The sequence below is a fragment of the Rhodanobacter sp. Soil_C_14 genome (assembly GCF_057657335.1).
The window spans coordinates 259,817-276,751 of record NZ_JBDGIQ010000004.1 but is presented as its reverse complement, the minus strand read 5'-3'; the positions used below and the strand labels follow the sequence as shown (position 1 = coordinate 276,751).

13 protein-coding genes are annotated in these 16,935 nt (G+C 66.0%); 8 read left to right on the top strand and 5 right to left on the bottom strand.

Annotation, left to right across the window (positions count from 1 at the left end):
* Positions 1–216 precede the first annotated feature (216 nt).
* From AC3A56_RS11950 to AC3A56_RS11940, 3 genes are read right to left on the bottom strand one after another with little or no spacing between them, the layout of a single operon-like run.
* Complete coding sequence (locus tag AC3A56_RS11950) at positions 217–1,146, bottom strand: 1-phosphofructokinase family hexose kinase (protein WP_056715663.1); 930 nt, start codon at positions 1,144–1,146, stop codon at positions 217–219.
* Positions 1,143–2,066: a carbohydrate kinase family protein gene (locus tag AC3A56_RS11945; protein ID WP_056715660.1), complete on the bottom strand. Its 924-nt coding sequence runs from the start codon at positions 2,064–2,066 to the stop codon at positions 1,143–1,145. Before AC3A56_RS11945 ends, AC3A56_RS11950 begins: the two co-directional genes overlap by 4 nt.
* Complete coding sequence (locus AC3A56_RS11940; RefSeq protein WP_487770466.1) at positions 2,063–3,289, bottom strand: SIS domain-containing protein; 1,227 nt, start codon at positions 3,287–3,289, stop codon at positions 2,063–2,065. Before AC3A56_RS11940 ends, AC3A56_RS11945 begins: the two co-directional genes overlap by 4 nt.
* 69 nt (positions 3,290–3,358) lie before the next feature.
* Between AC3A56_RS11940 and AC3A56_RS11935 the strand changes: the two genes are divergently transcribed.
* The 3 genes from AC3A56_RS11935 to agaR are packed head-to-tail and all read left to right on the top strand — an operon-like array spanning position 3,359 to position 6,322.
* Positions 3,359–4,264 (top strand): class I fructose-bisphosphate aldolase, encoded by a 906-nt coding sequence (locus AC3A56_RS11935; RefSeq protein ID WP_235577794.1) that lies wholly within the window; start codon positions 3,359–3,361, stop codon positions 4,262–4,264.
* A 25-nt stretch (positions 4,265–4,289) separates the two neighbouring features.
* Positions 4,290–5,528, top strand: a complete 1,239-nt coding sequence (locus AC3A56_RS11930; protein WP_056766392.1) for an amidohydrolase family protein — start codon at positions 4,290–4,292, stop codon at positions 5,526–5,528.
* The gene (agaR, locus tag AC3A56_RS11925) at positions 5,525–6,322 is read left to right on the top strand and encodes a transcriptional repressor AgaR (protein ID WP_056715648.1); all 798 of its coding nucleotides are present in this window, start codon (positions 5,525–5,527) and stop codon (positions 6,320–6,322) included. The genes AC3A56_RS11930 and agaR overlap by 4 nt, the downstream gene beginning before the upstream one ends.
* A gap of 16 nt (positions 6,323–6,338) precedes the next feature.
* Here the strand turns inward: agaR and AC3A56_RS11920 are convergent, their stop codons facing one another.
* Positions 6,339–9,170 carry a S8 family serine peptidase gene (locus AC3A56_RS11920; RefSeq protein WP_487770465.1) on the bottom strand — a complete coding sequence of 944 codons (2,832 nt, stop codon included), beginning with the start codon at positions 9,168–9,170 and terminating at the stop codon, positions 6,339–6,341.
* A gap of 227 nt (positions 9,171–9,397) precedes the next feature.
* Between AC3A56_RS11920 and AC3A56_RS11915 the strand changes: the two genes are divergently transcribed.
* From AC3A56_RS11915 to AC3A56_RS11895, 5 genes are all read left to right on the top strand, one after another.
* Positions 9,398–10,582, top strand: coding sequence for an acetyl-CoA C-acyltransferase (locus AC3A56_RS11915; RefSeq protein ID WP_056766394.1), 1,185 nt, complete (start codon positions 9,398–9,400; stop codon positions 10,580–10,582).
* A gap of 161 nt (positions 10,583–10,743) precedes the next feature.
* Positions 10,744–11,169: a hypothetical protein gene (locus AC3A56_RS11910; RefSeq protein ID WP_056715640.1), complete on the top strand. Its 426-nt coding sequence runs from the start codon at positions 10,744–10,746 to the stop codon at positions 11,167–11,169.
* A 156-nt stretch (positions 11,170–11,325) separates the two neighbouring features.
* The gene (locus tag AC3A56_RS11905; protein ID WP_487770464.1) at positions 11,326–12,933 is read left to right on the top strand and encodes a carboxyl transferase domain-containing protein; all 1,608 of its coding nucleotides are present in this window, start codon (positions 11,326–11,328) and stop codon (positions 12,931–12,933) included.
* Positions 12,934–12,975: 42 nt separating this feature from the next.
* On the top strand, positions 12,976–14,664 hold the full coding sequence (locus tag AC3A56_RS11900) for an Hsp70 family protein (RefSeq protein ID WP_487770463.1): 1,689 nt from the start codon (positions 12,976–12,978) through the stop codon (positions 14,662–14,664).
* Positions 14,664–16,067, top strand: a complete 1,404-nt coding sequence (locus tag AC3A56_RS11895) for a J domain-containing protein (protein ID WP_487770462.1) — start codon at positions 14,664–14,666, stop codon at positions 16,065–16,067. Before AC3A56_RS11900 ends, AC3A56_RS11895 begins: the two co-directional genes overlap by 1 nt.
* On the opposite strand, the gene AC3A56_RS11890 is transcribed toward AC3A56_RS11895, so the two are convergent.
* On the bottom strand, positions 16,049–16,933 hold the full coding sequence (locus AC3A56_RS11890; protein WP_487770461.1) for an FTR1 family iron permease: 885 nt from the start codon (positions 16,931–16,933) through the stop codon (positions 16,049–16,051). The two genes, AC3A56_RS11895 and AC3A56_RS11890, sit on opposite strands and share 19 nt — an antisense overlap.
* Between the last annotated feature and the right edge of the window lie 2 nt (positions 16,934–16,935).

The following is a 16,935-nucleotide window of genomic DNA, read 5'->3' as shown; positions in this document are numbered from 1 at the left end:
GTGAAACCATCATTCTTTTCAGCATGCATTGAAATGCCCCTCACGTAGTTCGTTGTCGCCCTGCGCAGAAATGCCCCTCCCCTCTGCCACAGGCGGTTGTGGTTATCCGTGGGAACACCTCCTGCCCACGAACTCGCTTGCACGTTCTCCAGAATTTCGGACAAAAGCCTCCCTGCCGGACCCATGACTGGCCCGGTTTGACTTCCTGCTTTTCAATCACGCCAGACGCTGCACTCGAACCTTTGCGAGCAACGTCTCCACCGCCCGTCGTTCGACGAAACCGGTTTCCTGACCTTGCGCATTGGCCGAGCCACAGGCCACGCCCAGACGCAAGATCCCCTCCAAATTCATGTTTCGCGCCATGCCCACCGTCATGCCGGCCAGCAGGCAGTCGCCGGAACCCACCGTGTTGCGTACCTGTTCCAGTTCGATCGAGGCATGCCAGACGCCACTCGCATCGGCAGCCACCGCGCCCAGTGCACCCATCGTCACCACCGGCATCGCGATGCCGCCGGCATGCAGTTCGCGAACCGCGTCGACTGCCGCGGCGAGATCGCCGATCGGACGTCCGAGCAGCTCGGCGATCTCGTCGCGATTGGGCTTGACCAGAAATGGTCGAGTCTGTGCCGCGTGCTGCAGCAGTTCGCCACCGGCGTCGATCAGGCAGCGCTTGCCGGCATCGCGCACATGCGCTGCCAGTTCAGCGTAGGTGGTCGACGGAAACCCTCGCGGCAGGCTGCCGGACAGCACGATCAGCTCGCTGTCATCGACGCCACGACGAAACGCGCGCAGCAAGGCTTCCTGCTGCGCGCCGTCCAGCAGCGGCCCCTGCCCGAGAATCTCGGTGACCTGGCCGTCCGCGTCCTGCAACGCGATGCAGGTGCGCAGGCTCTCGGCAACCTCGATGCCGTGGAACACAACGCCGCGTTCACACAGCAGCCGACCGATCATGTTGCGATGGGCCGGGTCGACCAGGCCGACCAGTTGCACGCGCTCACCCAGCGCGGCAATGGTCTGTGCCACGTGCAACCCCTTGCCGCCGGGATACGCCTGTTCGTCGAGTGCGCGGCTGACTTCGCCGGGACGCAGCGCATCCAGCCGGATGAGCCGATCGATCGCGGTGTTGAAACCGATGACCGTGATCACGACAGGTCCGCCAGCAGGGTGTCCACTTCCGATACGCTGGCCTGGCCGACCGTACCGCCGGTTCGGCGCGTGGAGAGGCTGCCGCAGGCACTGCCCCAGCGCATGCAGTCCTGCAGGGTCTGGCCACGCAGCCACGCATGCAGGAAACCGGCGTCGAACGAATCGCCGGCGCCGGTGCTGTCGACCGGATGGACCGCAAACGCCGGTACTTCGAGCAGTTGTCCCTGATCCAGGCTGGCGCAGCCGAGCTGTCCGCGCTTCACCACGGTTTGCGTGCGCCCGTTGTGCAGCGCATGCAGGCCATCGAGCAGCCGCTCGCGGCCAGTGATGGCCGCCAACTCCAGCTCGTTGGGCAGAAACAGGTCGACTTCCTCCAGCGTGCCAAGCAGGTCGGACGCCCACGCCTGCTGCGGATCGAAACCGGGATCGAGCGAAGTGCTCAGACCGGCGGCATGCGCACGCGCGAACAGTGCGCGGCAATCGGGCCGCAGCGCACGCTGCAGGTAGTACGAGGAGACGTGCAGGTGATCGGCGCTGGCCAGCAACGCATCGTCCACTTCGTCCGCGCGCAGCGTGGCGATCGCGCCGGGGAACGTCACCAGGGCGCGATCCTGCGGCGTCGACAGCGAGACGGTGACGCCGGTGCGCAAGCTCGCCTGCGGCTGCACGGCGGCAATGTCGATGCCGGCGTTACGCAACGCATCGAGACAATAGGCTCCCCAGCTGTCGTCACCGAGCTTGCCGCGGAATGCCACGGGATTGCCCAGCCGGGCCAGCCCCATCGCACAGATCATCGAGGAGCTGCCTGGCGTCATGCAGAAGTCGTCGGCCAGCACTTCGCGGCCTGGCGCAGGCAAGGCATGGCAGTGCTTGAAGACCAGATCGACGTTGATTTCGCCGACGACCAGGATGCGCTTCATGCGTCCCCCTCATGCTCGCTTTCCGAGCTGCGCTCCCGGTGCATCGGAAAGTGCTCGACCACGCGCGTGAGTACGCCCTGCGACGGCGTGTCGGGTTTGCCACCCAGCTCGAGGCAACGGAAGAACGCGAGCAGTTGCCCCACCACCACATCCGCCAGCAGCGGCAATGCATCATCCGTCGCGCCCAGGCCTGCCTGCTCGATCCCCACGTCGTGCGGCCCCAGCACATCTGCCGGAATGTGTTCACCCACCAGCACACGGGTCATGCCCAACTGCTTGCGTGACAGTTCGCGCAGCAGGTCGAGCTCGTAGGCACGCACCGCCGGGTCCGGTGACAGGAAGCCGACCACCAGAGTCCTGTCGTCCAGGCTCGACATCGGCCCGTGGCGCAGGCCGAGATAAGTTTCCGCCACCGTGACGACCGCGCCGCCGGTCATCTCCAGCATCTTCAGCGCACATTCGTGGGCCGCGCCGAGCGCGCCGCCACTGCCGAGATAGACGACGTTGCCGAACTCGCCACGGGCGACGGTCGCAAGCGCATCGGCCTGCTCGTCGAAGATGCGCTGGACGCCGCGCGCCAGCCGGGTTACCGCCGCGAGGGCGTCGCTGCCTCCACGCTGAACCAGGCCGAAGCCGGCCAGCAACAGGTTGGTGAAGCTGCTGGTCATCACCAGGCTACGGTCATTGGTGCGCTCGTCCAGCACCAGCACGGTGACCCGCGGGTCATTGCGATAACGGGTGGCGAGCTTGCCGTTGGCGTTGCAGGTGATGACCATGTGGCGATAGTCGGGGGCATCCGCCAGCAGGCGATCCACCACGCCACAGCTTTCCGGGCTGTCGCCGGAACGCGCCAGCGAAATCAGCAAGCCGGCGCCGGGTGGTAGCACACTGCGCCAGTGCGTGAGCAAGCTGCCGGCTGCAATCGCCTGGGCGGGGATACCCAACTCGACCTGCAGGCTGGGTGCCAGGCATTCGCCGATATACATGGAGCTGCCCGAACCGGTCAGCACGATATGGCTCGGGCGCGGCACCAGCGCTGCCTGCATCAGCTCGCGCAGTTGCGGCTGGCGCAGCAGCTCGGCCGTATCCGACCAGGTCGCCGGCTGCTGCAGGATCTCGCGCAGGGTATCGGCGTAGCCGTGCGCCTGCTGCGCCGCCAACGGGGCTACATGCAAGGCGTCCAGCTCGATCGAAACTTTCGTTTTATTGCTTAATTTTGACATTTTGCCAAATTCGATTGAATATGAAAGTATTCAGCTTCCGAACCGAGAGTATTCGAAATGAAACAAAGCTTGCAAGAGGTTTCGAACACCGGCAGCCAACTTTCCCGGCTCGCCCTGTCCCATGGCAAGCGCACCCGTCTGTGGCGGTTGCTGTACGGCTACGGTCCGCGCAACGGCAGCTTGCTGGTGCTCCCGCTTGACCAGGGACTGGAGCATGGTCCCACCGATTTCTTTCCCCACCCGCCGGCCGTCGATCCGAGCTATCAGTTCGAGCTCGCCGCGGCCGGTGGCTTTTCTGCCATCGCGCTGGGCATTGGCCTGGCCGAGAAGTACATGGCCGAGTACTGCGGTCGGCTGCCGCTGATCCTCAAGCTCAACGGCAAGACCAACATCGCCAGCGACGCCGAAGCCACCTCGCCGCTGTTCGCCTCGGTCGAGGACGCGGTGCGCCTCGGTGCCGACGCGGTCGGCTACACCATGTACGTGGGTTCGCCGCGCCAGCACGACGAAATCCGCCAGTTCGAAAAGGTGCGCCAGGACTGCGAACGCTATGGCATGCCGCTGGTCATGTGGGCGTATCCCCGCGGCAGCGCGGTCAACGCCAGGGGTGGCACCAATACACTCTACGTGCAGGATTACGCTGCCCGCGTGGCGCTGGAGATGGGTGCCGACATCGTCAAGCTGCACGAGCCGAACGACAGCGTGGCGAATGTACCGGCGCCTTACGACAAGTTGCAGGAGGACGCCGCTGCCCGCTGCGAACGCGTGGTGCGCTCGGCCGGTCGCACGATGGTGCTGTTCTCCGGCGGCGAGAAGAACGACGATGACACTGCGGTACTGCGCAAGGTCGAGTTCTACATGCAGTCCGGCGCCAATGGCGTGATGTTCGGTCGCAACATGTGGCTGCGCCCGTTCGATCAGGCAGTGGCGCTGGTCCGCTCCGTCCACGACATCATGGCGAAATATCCGCGCTGAACAGGCAGACGAGGCACGCAGCCCGATGAGCGACAGTTCCTCCCGATCGCAGTTCCTGATGCAGGCCGGCTGCCTGTGCTGCGCGCCGCCCGGCGGCGCCGGTACGGTGCGCATCGATGGCAGCAGGAATCCCCTGCAAACCCGGCCTGACGCTGGCAAGAGCGGGTTGCGACTGAAGGACTTCCAGCCGCGCAGCATGCTGCAGGTACCGAAGACGCGCATCGAGCAACCGCGCTTCCCGGTCATCGACGTGCACGCGCACCTGAGCTGGTCGAGCAACGTGCGCAGCGGCATCTCGGTGGGCGAAGAAGTGACCTTGTTCGCCCGGCCAGAGGATCTGCTGCCGGTGATGGATCGCAAGGGCATCCGTACCCTGGTGAACCTCACCGGCGGTGTCGGCGCCGGCCTGGAAAAGAGCATTCGCAGCTTCGACCAGGCCGCACCCGGCCGTTTCCTCACCCTCACCGAACCGTCATACGAATACTTTGCCGAACCGAACTACGCGCAGCTGCAGGGCGACGCGATCGACCATGCCAAACATGTCGGCGCGCGCGGACTGAAGCTGCTGAAGACGTTGGGCTTGTATCTGCGAGAGCGGATCGATGAAGGCCCGCTGGTGGCGGTGGACGACCGCCGCTTCGATCCGATGTGGGAAGCCTGTGCCGCCCACGACCTGCCGGTATTCCTGCACGTCTCCGACCCGGAGGCATTCTTCCTGCCTACCGACGAGAACAACGAGCGCTACGAGGAACTGGCCAATCATCCGGACTGGTCGTTCTACGGTCCGGAGTTCCCCGGCAATGCGGAGTTGCTCGCCGCGCGCGACCGCCTGATCGCACGCCATCCGAAGACCACGTTCGCCCTGCTTCACGTGGGCAACAACGCGGAAAACCTCGCCGCCGTGGCCGCCTGTCTCGATCGCTTCCCCAACACGGTGATCGACATCAGCGCGCGCATCGGCGAGCTGGGTCGCCAGCCACGCATCGCGCAACGCTTCTTCGACCGTTACCAGGACCGGATCATGTTCGGCACCGACGCGGTACCATCACCGTACGGCGACGACGTGCCGCAGCAGCTGTTCGGCGACGAACTCTACGAGATCTACTACCGTTTCCTGGAAACCGACGACGAATACTTCGATTACGCACCGGCACCGACGCCGCCGCAGGGTCGCTGGTCGATCTACGGACTCGGCCTGCCGGACGAAGTGCTGCGCAAGGTTTACCATGACAACGCCGCCCGACTTCTGAAAATCGCCCCATGAGTGAAACCCCCGTCGCCTCCCGCCGCCTGCTGGTCGAAGAACGTCGCCGCCTGATCGTCGAACTGGTCGAACAACAAGGGCGCGCCACGGTGGAAGAACTGGCAACCCGCTTCGGCACCTCCACCGTCACCATCCGTGCAGACCTGGACGCGCTCGCGCGCAGCTCGGCAATCGCCCGCTCGCATGGCGGCGCCTTGCCGGCTGCGCCAGCAACGAACGACACCCCACTCAATATCAAGGAAACCCGCTGGCACGCGCAGAAGCTGCGCATCGGCCAGGCCGCGGCGAAAATGATCCGGGACGGCGAGACGATCATCCTCGACTCCGGCTCGACCACGGTGGAGATCGCCCGGCAGATCCGCCAGCTGAAGTTCGAATCGCTCACGGTGATCACCAACGCGCTGAATATCGCGATGGAGCTGTCCGGCCTGCCGCAGATTCGCGTGATGATGCTGGGTGGCATGCTTCGGCAGACTTCGTATTCACTGGTCGGCCCGGATGCCGAGCAAGCGCTGGCCAAGCTTTCCGCGGATCGCCTGTTCCTCGGCGTCGACGGCCTCGATCCGGAAGTGGGCGTAACCACGCCCGATCCGCTCGAGGCGGCATTGAACGCGCTGATGATCCGCGTCTCGCGCCAGACCATTGCCGTGCTCGATGCCAGCAAGCTGGGCCAGCGCAGCCTGTCGGTGATCACGCCGGTGAAGAACCTCGACATCGTGATCACCGACACCAGCGCGCCGGCCGAAACCGTCGAGGCATTGCGCACCGCCGGCGTGCAGGTCGTGCTGGTCTGACGTCGGCGGGTGTCGCTCAGAAGTCCAGACGGAAGTTCGCCGTAGCCATCCTCGCCTGCTGGCGCTGACCGAGATACTCGTCGTAGCCCATCTGCAGGCTTGCGCGCGGGCTCATGCGCCAGTCCAGCGTGGTGCCGAGCACGCCGCCATAACGCGACAGCCCGATGCCACCGACCGGAGCGAACTGATCGATACCGCTGAAACTCGCGTCGAACACTTCGCCGCGCACGCCGAACGACTGCTGCCACGACACGCGGCCTTGCAGGCTGAGGCTGCCGCCACCGGGCAAGGCCCAGTCACGCGTGGCGCGCAGGCCCGCGCCGGCCTGCCAGCGCGCCGTGGTTTGCGCCGCCGATTTCAGGCCGAATCCGTAGGCGCCCCGCTCGTTGAAACCGTCTCGCTGGATCTGCGCATACTGCAGGTTCATGTAAGGAGTGACCTGCGTGCGGCCCAGCGCCAGGCGATAGCCGCTTTCGCCGAAGGCCACGCCGTAACGACCGTTGCCGTCGCTGGCCACCCCGGCGAACTGATCACCGAGCTGCAGCTGACGGCGCATGGTTTCGCGGTAGCTGCCGATGCCGAAGCGCCCCATCGTGTACCACGAGCCGTGGATCACGCCGCCATACAGCATCGCTTCCAGCGCATGGCTGTAGCCCTGGTCCGCACGCTCGGTCAGCCGCCCCAGGCCCTGGCTCTGGCCCAGCGCGTAACCGACGATGCCGTTGCCGTCGACGCGATAGTCCTGTCCGACCAGCGAGCCGCCAAGGTCGTAGCCGACACTGTCGTAGCCGCTGCGCGACAGGCCGCCGTGATAGCCGAGGTTCTGCGTCCAGCCACCCACGGTCGGTGCGTCGAGCAGGCTGTCGAAGCGATCGGACAACGCCCGCGTGCCGGCATCGATCGCCTCGAACGTCATCGCCGCACTGGCGGCATGCAGCTGGCCGGAGAGGCTGTCGAGTGAGCTTTGCACGGTTGACACGTCAGCCGACCGTTGCAGGCTGCCCGCACCCTGCACGAAGCTGGTCGATGCCGGGGTGATTCCTTTCGGTGCAGCCGGGCCCAACCGGGTGTTGATCAGGTCGAATGCGTTCTGGACGCGCTGCGCCGCGCCGTGAGATGCCGCGGTGTAGCTCATCCCCTGCACTGCGGTGACGCTGACCTGCGACACGTCCAGCCATACCGTGTTGGCATCGTAGTTGAGGGTCGCCGTGAGCAACACGTTGGACGCGGAACTCAGCGAATCGAAGGTACCGAAAAGTCCCCCGGTGGCATTGAGTACATCGGTATGGGAGTCGACCACGTAGTTGTCGACGACGGCGGCGACATGGAGGTCGCCGGCAATGGTCGCCTTGCCCGAGACGTTCAGCGCGGCGCCGAGATAGATGGACAGTTGTCCGCCGGAGCCCTGCGAATAGTCGCCCGATATCAGGCCACCCCGGGATGCGAATCTGCCATTGTTCACCAGGTTTCCGTTGACGCCGTTGCCCAGCGCCGAGGCACCCACTTCCAGCGTGCCCCCCGGGCCGACCGATGCCGATCCCGGTACATATCCCGACACGACCGTGCCACCGAGTACGCTGGTAGTGCCCTTGTAAGTGTTGTTTCCTTGCAGATACAACGTGCCCGTGCCGGAAACGGTCAGGCCACCGTTGCCCGAGATGTCGTTGGACCAGGCGGACGTGCTTCCATCAAGCGTGACATCGGCATCGCCCCAATCGAACTTGCCCGGACCGTTCACCGCCTTGCCCACGTCCAGTTCGCCATAGCCGAACACCGGGTCCGGGCCCGGCGCGCCAAGATCGTCGGCCGTACCCAGCAGGGTCTGTCGCACCAGGTCGTTGGTGAAGTAGGGAAACGCCTGCCATACCAGCGCCGCTGCACCGGAAACCTCCGGCGCGGCGAACGAAGTACCGCTGACCTGCCAGTAGGTGGGATTGGTGGTGCTGGCGAGGGTGTCCTTGTCCAGCACGATCACGTCGCCGGGTGCGGCCAGACAGTAATTCATCGCGACGCCACAGGCATTGGAATAGCTCGCCAGCTGGTTCGTATGGTTGCTGTCCACCGCCACCGCGACCAGCCAGCCCTTGTCGAGTTGGAGCGTCGGCGCGTAGGTCGGCAACGCGGCAATGTCGCTGGGGTCGCTCTTCGAATCATTGCCGGCAGCAAACACCACCAGGCCACCGTGTTGCACCACGAACGGCACATAGGCGTTGCCGAAAGCCTGGTTGATGGAATTGTTGCCGGTATCCCAGTAAATGCCGCCCCAGGAATTGTTCATCACCTGCACCCCGGCAGCGATCATGGCCGGGTTGAGCGTCTGCGCAAAGAATGCCGCATCGGCGGCGGTGACTTCGTTGCCCTGCCCCGAGCCGTCATCCTTGGGTGTCACGTCGCTGATGATTCGCGCGGATACCAGGGTGGCGCCCGGCGCAATGCCACCGGGGAACCTGCCAAACGCGGTACCGGCAGCAATCTCCGACACCCACGTGCCATGGCCCACCACGTCATCGATGGCAGTGTTGTTGCTGCCCGGGTCGACGTAGATCAACTCCTGCGAAACGCGCCCTGAGACGGTCGGATTGTTATGCATGATGCCGCTGTCGACGATCCCGATCACCACGCCGGTGCCGGTATAGCCCTGATTGTGCGCGGCGTACGCGTTGGTGATGTAAAGCTGGGCATCCAGCGGCGGCTGGTTGGTCGAGGTGGTGGGTGGCGGCGAGCTCGGCGTCGTCGGTGGCGGTGTCGGCTTGACGTTGCCGCCACCGCCGCAGGCGCTCAACCCCAGCGCCACCGCCACCAGCAGCGCCAACTCGCGACGCCGGAAAACCGAATCGAGTCTGTTCATCATGCCCCCGCACGCGCGTTTCGATCTGACCACCGTCGGTGCAGCCAGCCCACCCGGCGCAGTCCCCGCACGCATCTTCGCACAACGAAATTCCAATGAAACACACGCAAGTCCTTGCGCCCCAAGGATTCGCCGCGGTTTGCCCAGCTTCCCGGCGGACTGCGATAATCAGCGGGTTTCCTTTCAGGCGTTCGCGCCCCACCAAAGTCTTGCAAGCGGAGTTGTCCATGTCGGATGTCAGCGTCGTCATCGTCGGTTCGAAGCGCACAGCGATCGGCTCGTTCCTCGGCCAGTTCACCGGCGTCCCCACCCCGAAGCTCGGTTCCGTCGCCATTCGCGCGGCGCTGCAGCAGTCCGGCGTGGCTCCGGCCGACGTCAGCGAGGTGATCATGGGGTGCGTGCTTCCCGCCAACCTCGGCCAGGCCCCAGCGCGCCAGGCGGCGCTGGGCGCGGACCTGCCGGTCGGCACCGGCTGCACCACCATCAACAAGGTGTGCGGCTCGGGCATGAAGGCGATCATGCTCGGCCATGACCTGATCAAGGCAGGCTCGGCCAACGTGGTGGTGGCCGGTGGCATGGAGTCGATGACCAATGCGCCGCACATGGTCAACGCCCGCACCGGCATCCGCTACGGCGATGGCCAGCTGGTCGACCACATGGCCTGGGACGGCCTGACCAACCCCTACGACGGCAAGGCGATGGGCGTGTTCGGCGAACTGTGCGCCGACAAGTACCACTTCACCCGCGAAGAGCAGGACGCGTTCTCGATCGAGTCGGTCAACCGGGCCAAGGCGGCCCAGCAGAACGGCGCCTTCGCCGACGAGATCGCCCCGGTCACGGTGAGCGGCCGCAAGGGTGACGTGGTGGTCGATACCGACGAGCAGCCGGGTCGTTCCGACGTGGCGAAGATCCCCACGTTGAAGCCCGCCTTCCGCAAGGAGAACGGCACGATCACCGCGGCCAGCTCCTCCAGCATTTCCGACGGTGCCGCTGCGGTGGTGCTGCTTTCCGCCGACGACGCGAACAAGCGGGGACTGAAACCGCTGGCGCGGATCGTGGCCCACGCTACCCATGCGCAGGAGCCGCAGTGGTTCACCACCGCGCCGGTCAGCGCGATCCAGAAGGTGCTGGACAAGGCGGGCTGGAAGGTCGGCGACGTGGACCTGTTCGAGATCAACGAGGCGTTCGCCGTGGTCGCGATGACGCCGATGAAGGAGCTGGGCATCCCGCACGACAAGCTCAACGTCAACGGCGGTGCCTGCGCACTGGGTCACCCGATCGGTGCCAGCGGTGCGCGGCTGGTGGTGACCCTGTTGAACGCGCTGAAGGTGCGTGGCCTGAAGCGCGGCGTGGCTTCCCTGTGCATCGGCGGTGGCGAGGCGACCGCCATCGCGATCGAATCCATTGACTGATCCCGGGGCCGACCGGCCACTGTCGCGCAATATTCACATGACGGCCGGTTAAATCTGTTTTTAATACGCACTGAAGGGTCGCCATAAACATCTGGCGCAATGTCCACGAAAGCGTTATTAATACACGGCCAAACGGCATTCCACGGCAAAGGAGATCCACCATGAAGTTTACGCGTACCCTACTCGCCGCCGCGCTCGTCGCGCTGTTGGCGGCATGCAGCAACGGCGCGCAGGATTCCGCGCAGGACGCCCAGAAGTCGGCTGATACCGCACAGCAGGCTGCCGATACGGCGCAGCAGGCTGCCGCGGCAGCTCCGACTCCGGCGACTGAGCAGGCTGCAGACCAGGCCAAGACCGCTGCTGACGCAGCTGGCCAGGCCGCCGATCAGGCTGCACAGGCTGCCGTCGCGGCTTCCGCCGCTGCTCCGGCCAACACCGATGCGTCGAAGGATGCCATGTCGCAGGCCAAGGACGCCGCCGGCAACGCTGCCGACGCCGCCGACAAGGCTGCCGACGCTGCGAAGGACGCCGCTGGCAACGCCAAGGACGCTGCCGACAAGGCCAAGGACGCGATGAAGGGTCACTGATCCCTCTCGGTTCTGCATTAAAGAAACGGTCGCCTCGTGCGACCGTTTTTTTTGGCCCGTGATTAACCGGCTGCGCGGAATGTTTTTGTCACGGCACAACGCCGGCTATCATCCATGGTTTGTCCCCGACGGGAACCCGACCGTGAGCTTCCTTTCATGAGCGTCATTGCATCGCAGATCGATCCGCGTTCGCCCGAATTCCAGGCCAGCAGCCAGCAGTTGCGCACCGTGGTCGAAGACCTGCAGCGCGAACTGGCCCGCAGCGCCGAGGGCGGCGGCGCCAGGGCGCGCGAAAAGCATGTGGCCCGCGGCAAGCTGCTGCCCCGCGAGCGCATCCGCGCCATGCTCGATCCCGGCTCGCCGTTCCTCGAACTGTCGCCGCTGGCGGCGCATGGCATGTACGACGGCGACGCGCCTGCCGCCGGCGTGATCACCGGCATCGGCCGGGTCAACGGCACCGAGGTGGTGGTGGTCGCCAATGACGCCACGGTCAAGGGCGGCACCTATTTCCCGATGACCGTGAAAAAGCACCTGCGCGCGCAGGAAGTGGCGCTGGAAAACCGCCTGCCCTGCGTCTACCTGGTCGACTCCGGCGGCGCCTTCCTGCCGCTGCAGGACGAGGTGTTCCCGGACAAGGAACACTTCGGCCGGATCTTCTACAACCAGGCGCGGATGTCCGCGCTGAACATCCCGCAGATCGCCGTGGTGATGGGTTCGTGCACCGCCGGCGGCGCCTACGTGCCGGCGATGAGCGACGAGACCGTCATCGTGCGCGAACAGGGCACGATCTTCCTCGGCGGCCCGCCGTTGGTGAAGGCGGCCACCGGCGAGGTGGTGGACGCCGAGACGCTGGGCGGCGCGGACGTCCATACGTCCATCTCCGGCGTGGCCGACCACTTTGCCGAGAACGACGCGCATGCGCTGTCGATCGCCCGCGACATCGTCGCTCATCTCAACCGCAAGAAGGACATGCCGCTGGCGCTGCGCGCGCCGGTCGAGCCGAAGTACCCGGCCGAGGAACTGTACGGCGTGATCCCGCAGGACACCCGTCGCCCGTTCGACATCCGCGAGGTGATCGCACGCATCGTCGACGGCTCGGAGTTCCACGAGTTCAAGGCGCGCTACGGCAAGACCCTGGTCTGCGGCTTCGCGCACATCCACGGCTACCCGGTGGGCATCGTCGCCAACAACGGCATCCTGTTCGCCGAGAGCGCGCTCAAGGGCGCGCACTTCATCGAGCTGTGCAACCAGCGCAACGTGCCGCTGGTGTTCCTGCAGAACATCACCGGCTTCATGGTCGGCAAGAAGTACGAGCAGGCCGGTATCGCGAAGGACGGCGCCAAGATGGTCACCGCGGTGGCCTGCTCGCACGTGCCGAAGTTCACCGTGGTGATCGGCGGCAGCTTCGGCGCCGGCAACTATGCGATGTGCGGTCGGGCCTATGGCGCCCGCTTCCTGTGGATGTGGCCGAACGCGCGCATCTCGGTGATGGGCGGCGAGCAGGCCGCAAGCGTGCTGGCCACGGTCAAGCGCGACGGCATCGAGGCCAAGGGCGGCGAGTGGTCGGCCGGCGAGGAGGAAGCCTTCAAGGCGCCGCTGCGCGAGCAGTACGAGCGTCAGGGCCATCCGTACTACGCCAGCGCCCGCCTGTGGGACGACGGCATCATCGACCCGGTCGACACGCGGCGGGTGCTGGGCCTGGCCATCTCCGCATCGATGAACGCGCCGATCGAGCCGCAGCGTTACGGCGTGTTCCGCATGTAAGCTTTTCCGTCTGGTACAACGACTTCACAGGGGAAGTCAGGGATGATTGTCGGTATCGATCTGGGCACCACGCATTCGTTGATCGGCTGTTACGACGAAACGGGGCCGCGGTTGTTCGCGAATGCGCTGGGCGAGTTCCTCACGCCCTCGGTGGTCAGCGTCGATGAGGCCGGCCAGGTGATCGTCGGTCAGCCGGCCCGCGACCGGCTGGTCAGCCATCCGCAGATGAGCGTGGCCAGTTTCAAGCGCTGGATGGGAACCTCGCGCGAGACCCGGCTGGGCACGCACAGCTTCCGCCCGGAAGAACTGTCCGCGCTGATCCTGCGCTCGCTGCTCGCCGATGCCGAGGCGGCGCTGGGGGAAAAGGTCGGCGAGGCCGTCATCAGCGTGCCGGCGTATTTCTCCGATGCCCAGCGCAAGGCCACCCGCGCCGCCGGCGAGCTGGCCGGCATCCGCGTCGAGCGGCTGATCAACGAACCCACCGCTGCCGCGCTGGCCTACGGCCTGCGCGAACAATCCGATGGCGCCCGCTTCCTGGTCTTCGACCTCGGTGGCGGCACCTTCGACGTGTCGGTGCTGGAGATGTTCGAGGGCGTGGTCGAAGTCCATGCCAGCGCTGGCGACAACTTCCTCGGCGGCGAGGACTTCCTCGACCTGCTGGAGCAGACCTGCCGCGCCGACCTCAAACTCGCCGACGACGCGCTGGACGCCAGCCAGCGCGGCCAGCTGCGACGGCGGCTGGAGGCGGCCAAGCGCACGCTGGGCAGCGAAGGTCATGCACGCATCGAATTCCCGCTGGGCGACCGGCGGCTGGATTGGCAGATCGACGAGGAACGCTTCAACCGGCTGGCCGATCCGCTGGTGCAGCGCATGCGTGCACCGCTGGAGCGGGCGATGCGCGATGCCCGGCTGAAACCGGAACAGCTGGACGAGATCGTGCTGGTCGGCGGCGCCAGCCGCATGCCGCTGGTCGCCCGCACGGTGTCGCGCATGTTCGGCCGGTTGCCGCTGCGTCACGTAAACCCCGACCAGGCCATCGCGCTGGGTGCGTGCATCGCGGCTGGGCTGAAGTCGCGCGACCAGCGCCTGGACGAGATCATCCTCACCGACGTGTGCCCGTATTCGCTGGGTACCGAAGTGGCGCGCCGCGACGAACAGGGGCGCGCCGTGACGGGCTTCTTCGAACCGGTCATCCAGCGCAACAGCACGGTGCCGGTCAGCCGCGAGGAGACGTTCTGGCCGGTCCAGGAACGGCAAAGGCAAGTGCAACTGGACGTCTATCAGGGCGAGAGCCCGCTGGTCGAGAAGAACATCAAGCTGGGCGAGCTGACGGTGGACATCGACCCGACACTGTCGATCGCGGAGAACGCGGTGACCGTGCGCTTCACCTACGACATCAACGGTGTGTTGCAGGTCGAAGCGCACGTGCACGCCAGTGATCGTCGCTACGAGCTGCTGCTGGAACAGAATCCCGGCCTGCTCGACGCGCAGCAGATCCGCGAACGCCTGGTGGCGCTGAACGATCTGAAGATCCATCCGCGCAGCAAGCACGAGAACCTCGCCATGCTGGCCCGCGCCGAGCGCCTGTACGAGGAACACCTGCATGCGCGCGACCAGTTGCAGGAATGGATCGCGCGTTTCCGCACCGCACTGGAAAGCCAGGACGAGGCGATCATCCGCGAGCATCGCCGCGAATTCGGCCGCGCGCTGGATACGCTGGAGTCGGCCTGATGTCGCCGTTCGAGCTGCTCGGTCTGGCCACCGACGCCGACGAACGCGCGATCAAGCGTGCCTATGCCCAGCGGCTTCGCAGCACCCGCCCCGACGACGACCCGCAAGGGTTCCAGCAATTGCATGCCGCCTATCAGGCGGCGCTGGCCCATTGCCGGGCCGCGGCCGTCCATGAGTCCGTACCATCGCATGAGCCTATGCGTGAGCCATCCCTGCCCTTGCCCTCCGCATCCTTGGCAGCCACGGCCACGCCGGATCTCCCGGCCGCCATCGAACCACCCGCACCGCCTCGTTTCGACCTGGACGCCTTCTGCAGCGCCGTGTTTGCGCAGGCTTCGGTCGGCGATGCCGCGGCGCTGCAGGCGTGGCTGGCGGGCCGCCAGGAACTGTGGTCGTTGCAGTTCAAGACGCGGATCGGCCGATACCTGCTGAACGAGCTCCATGAACAGGTGCCACCGATGCCGGTCGACTGCATGGAGGCCCTGCTGCGCTTCTTCGATCTCGATCACGCACTGGCCGACCACGATCCACTGGCCATGCTGCAGCTCACCCGGCGTTCTCGACTGGCCTGGCAACTGCAGGACAGCGACGAAGAAAGTCTTGGCGCGCGGCTGGAACTGCGTACGCCGCTGCAACGCTGGCGGGCGCATTGGGTTCTGCGCCAGTTGCGGCGCCCGTTCCGCTGGCTGCGTGTGCTCTGGCTGGGCGTGAATGTCGTCGTTCCCGAACGCATCGCGGACTTCGTCGCCGAGGTAAGCGACAACCACCCGGAAGACCTGCCCGAAACGATCGACCGCACCCAGCTCGTGTTCTGGCTGGCTGCTGCGGATCGTCAGCGCGTCACTCGTCCGCGACTGATCCTGGGTGGCGTCCGCAGCGTGGGCATGCTGCTGCTTGGCATCGTGCTGGCGCCGCTGCTGAGCTTGCTCTGCATCGACAGCGTCGCGCTTCGTCCCATGCTGGTCGTGGTCGGCGTCGTGATGGCGCCGAGTGGGCTGTGGGCTCTCTGGATGGCCTGGTCTGCGCTCGTCTTCTGGTACATCGAGCGGGAGCCGGCCAGGCAGTACCGGGCCGCGCGCAAGTTCGTGGTGCCTGTCCTGTGCGCTGCCGGCGTGATGCTTGGCGCTGTGGGACAAGACGGTCCCGGACTCGTGCTGATCGCCCCGGCCTTGTGGCTTTCGGTTCGTCGCTACTGGTACCACCACGCGAGCCGCTATGCGGCGTTCAATTCGGGCTACGTCCGACTGGCGCTCCTGTTGGCCATTCCCGTGCTCCACGCCGTCTTGAATGCGGGCCTGGGCGCAGACCTGGTGTCGTCCGGTGATGTCGTCGCCGCGGCAGCCATGCTGGCATGGACGGCCGATCTGCGAAGGCAACCCCGGGGTCAGGCCAACGTTCGCTGACCGAGGTTCGACGAGGCATCGTCAGCAGACGTGGTGCGCGCAGGCATCGTGCCGGTTCCTGCCCGCTGCGTTTGCTGACGCCGCACGGAGCATGCGCCCCAGCACAGCACCAGCAAGGTCATGGCATAGAACACCATCTGCATGCCAGCCGGGCGGGCGTCGTAACCGATCAGCACGTGGGCGGTCTGGCCCAGCAGCGACCCGTTGCCGAGCAGCCACGAGCTGTCCCACAACGGCTGCCCCCAGGCAGGCAGCAGGTCGGCCTGGATCAGGTAGCGTGCGGCGCTGGAGGCCAGTCCAGCGGCCAGCAACACCAGCATGGCGTTGGTGGCGCCGAAGAAGTGGCGCAACGGAATCCGCAGCAGGCCCGCATACAAGCCGAAACCCACGGCCGCCCCGGCCAGCACGCCAAGCGTCAGCCCGGCCCACAGGTGATCCGCACCGCCGGCGCGCATGCCGTACAGGAACAGCACCACTTCCGAACCTTCACGCAGCACCGCCAGGGCCACCACCAGCAACAGCAGGCCCAGCGAACTGGCGCCGCTGTGCACGGCCGTGCCCAGTGCCTGTATCTGCCGGCTCAATTCCCGCCCATGGCTGGACATCCACAACACGTGCCAGCCGATCATCAGTACGGCGGCGATCAGGATGCCCGCGTTGAACAACTCCTGGCCCGCGCCGCTGAAGGCATCGGCCAGCAGGCTGGCCGACAACGCCACCAGCACCGCGCCCAGCACGCCGAGCGCGATGCCGCCGCCGACAAACCAGCCGCGCCGCGGCACGCCGCGGGTGGCGGCGGCGACCACGGTGACGATCAGCGCCGCTTCCAGCACTTCGCGAAATACCAGCAAGGCGATGGCCCACATGG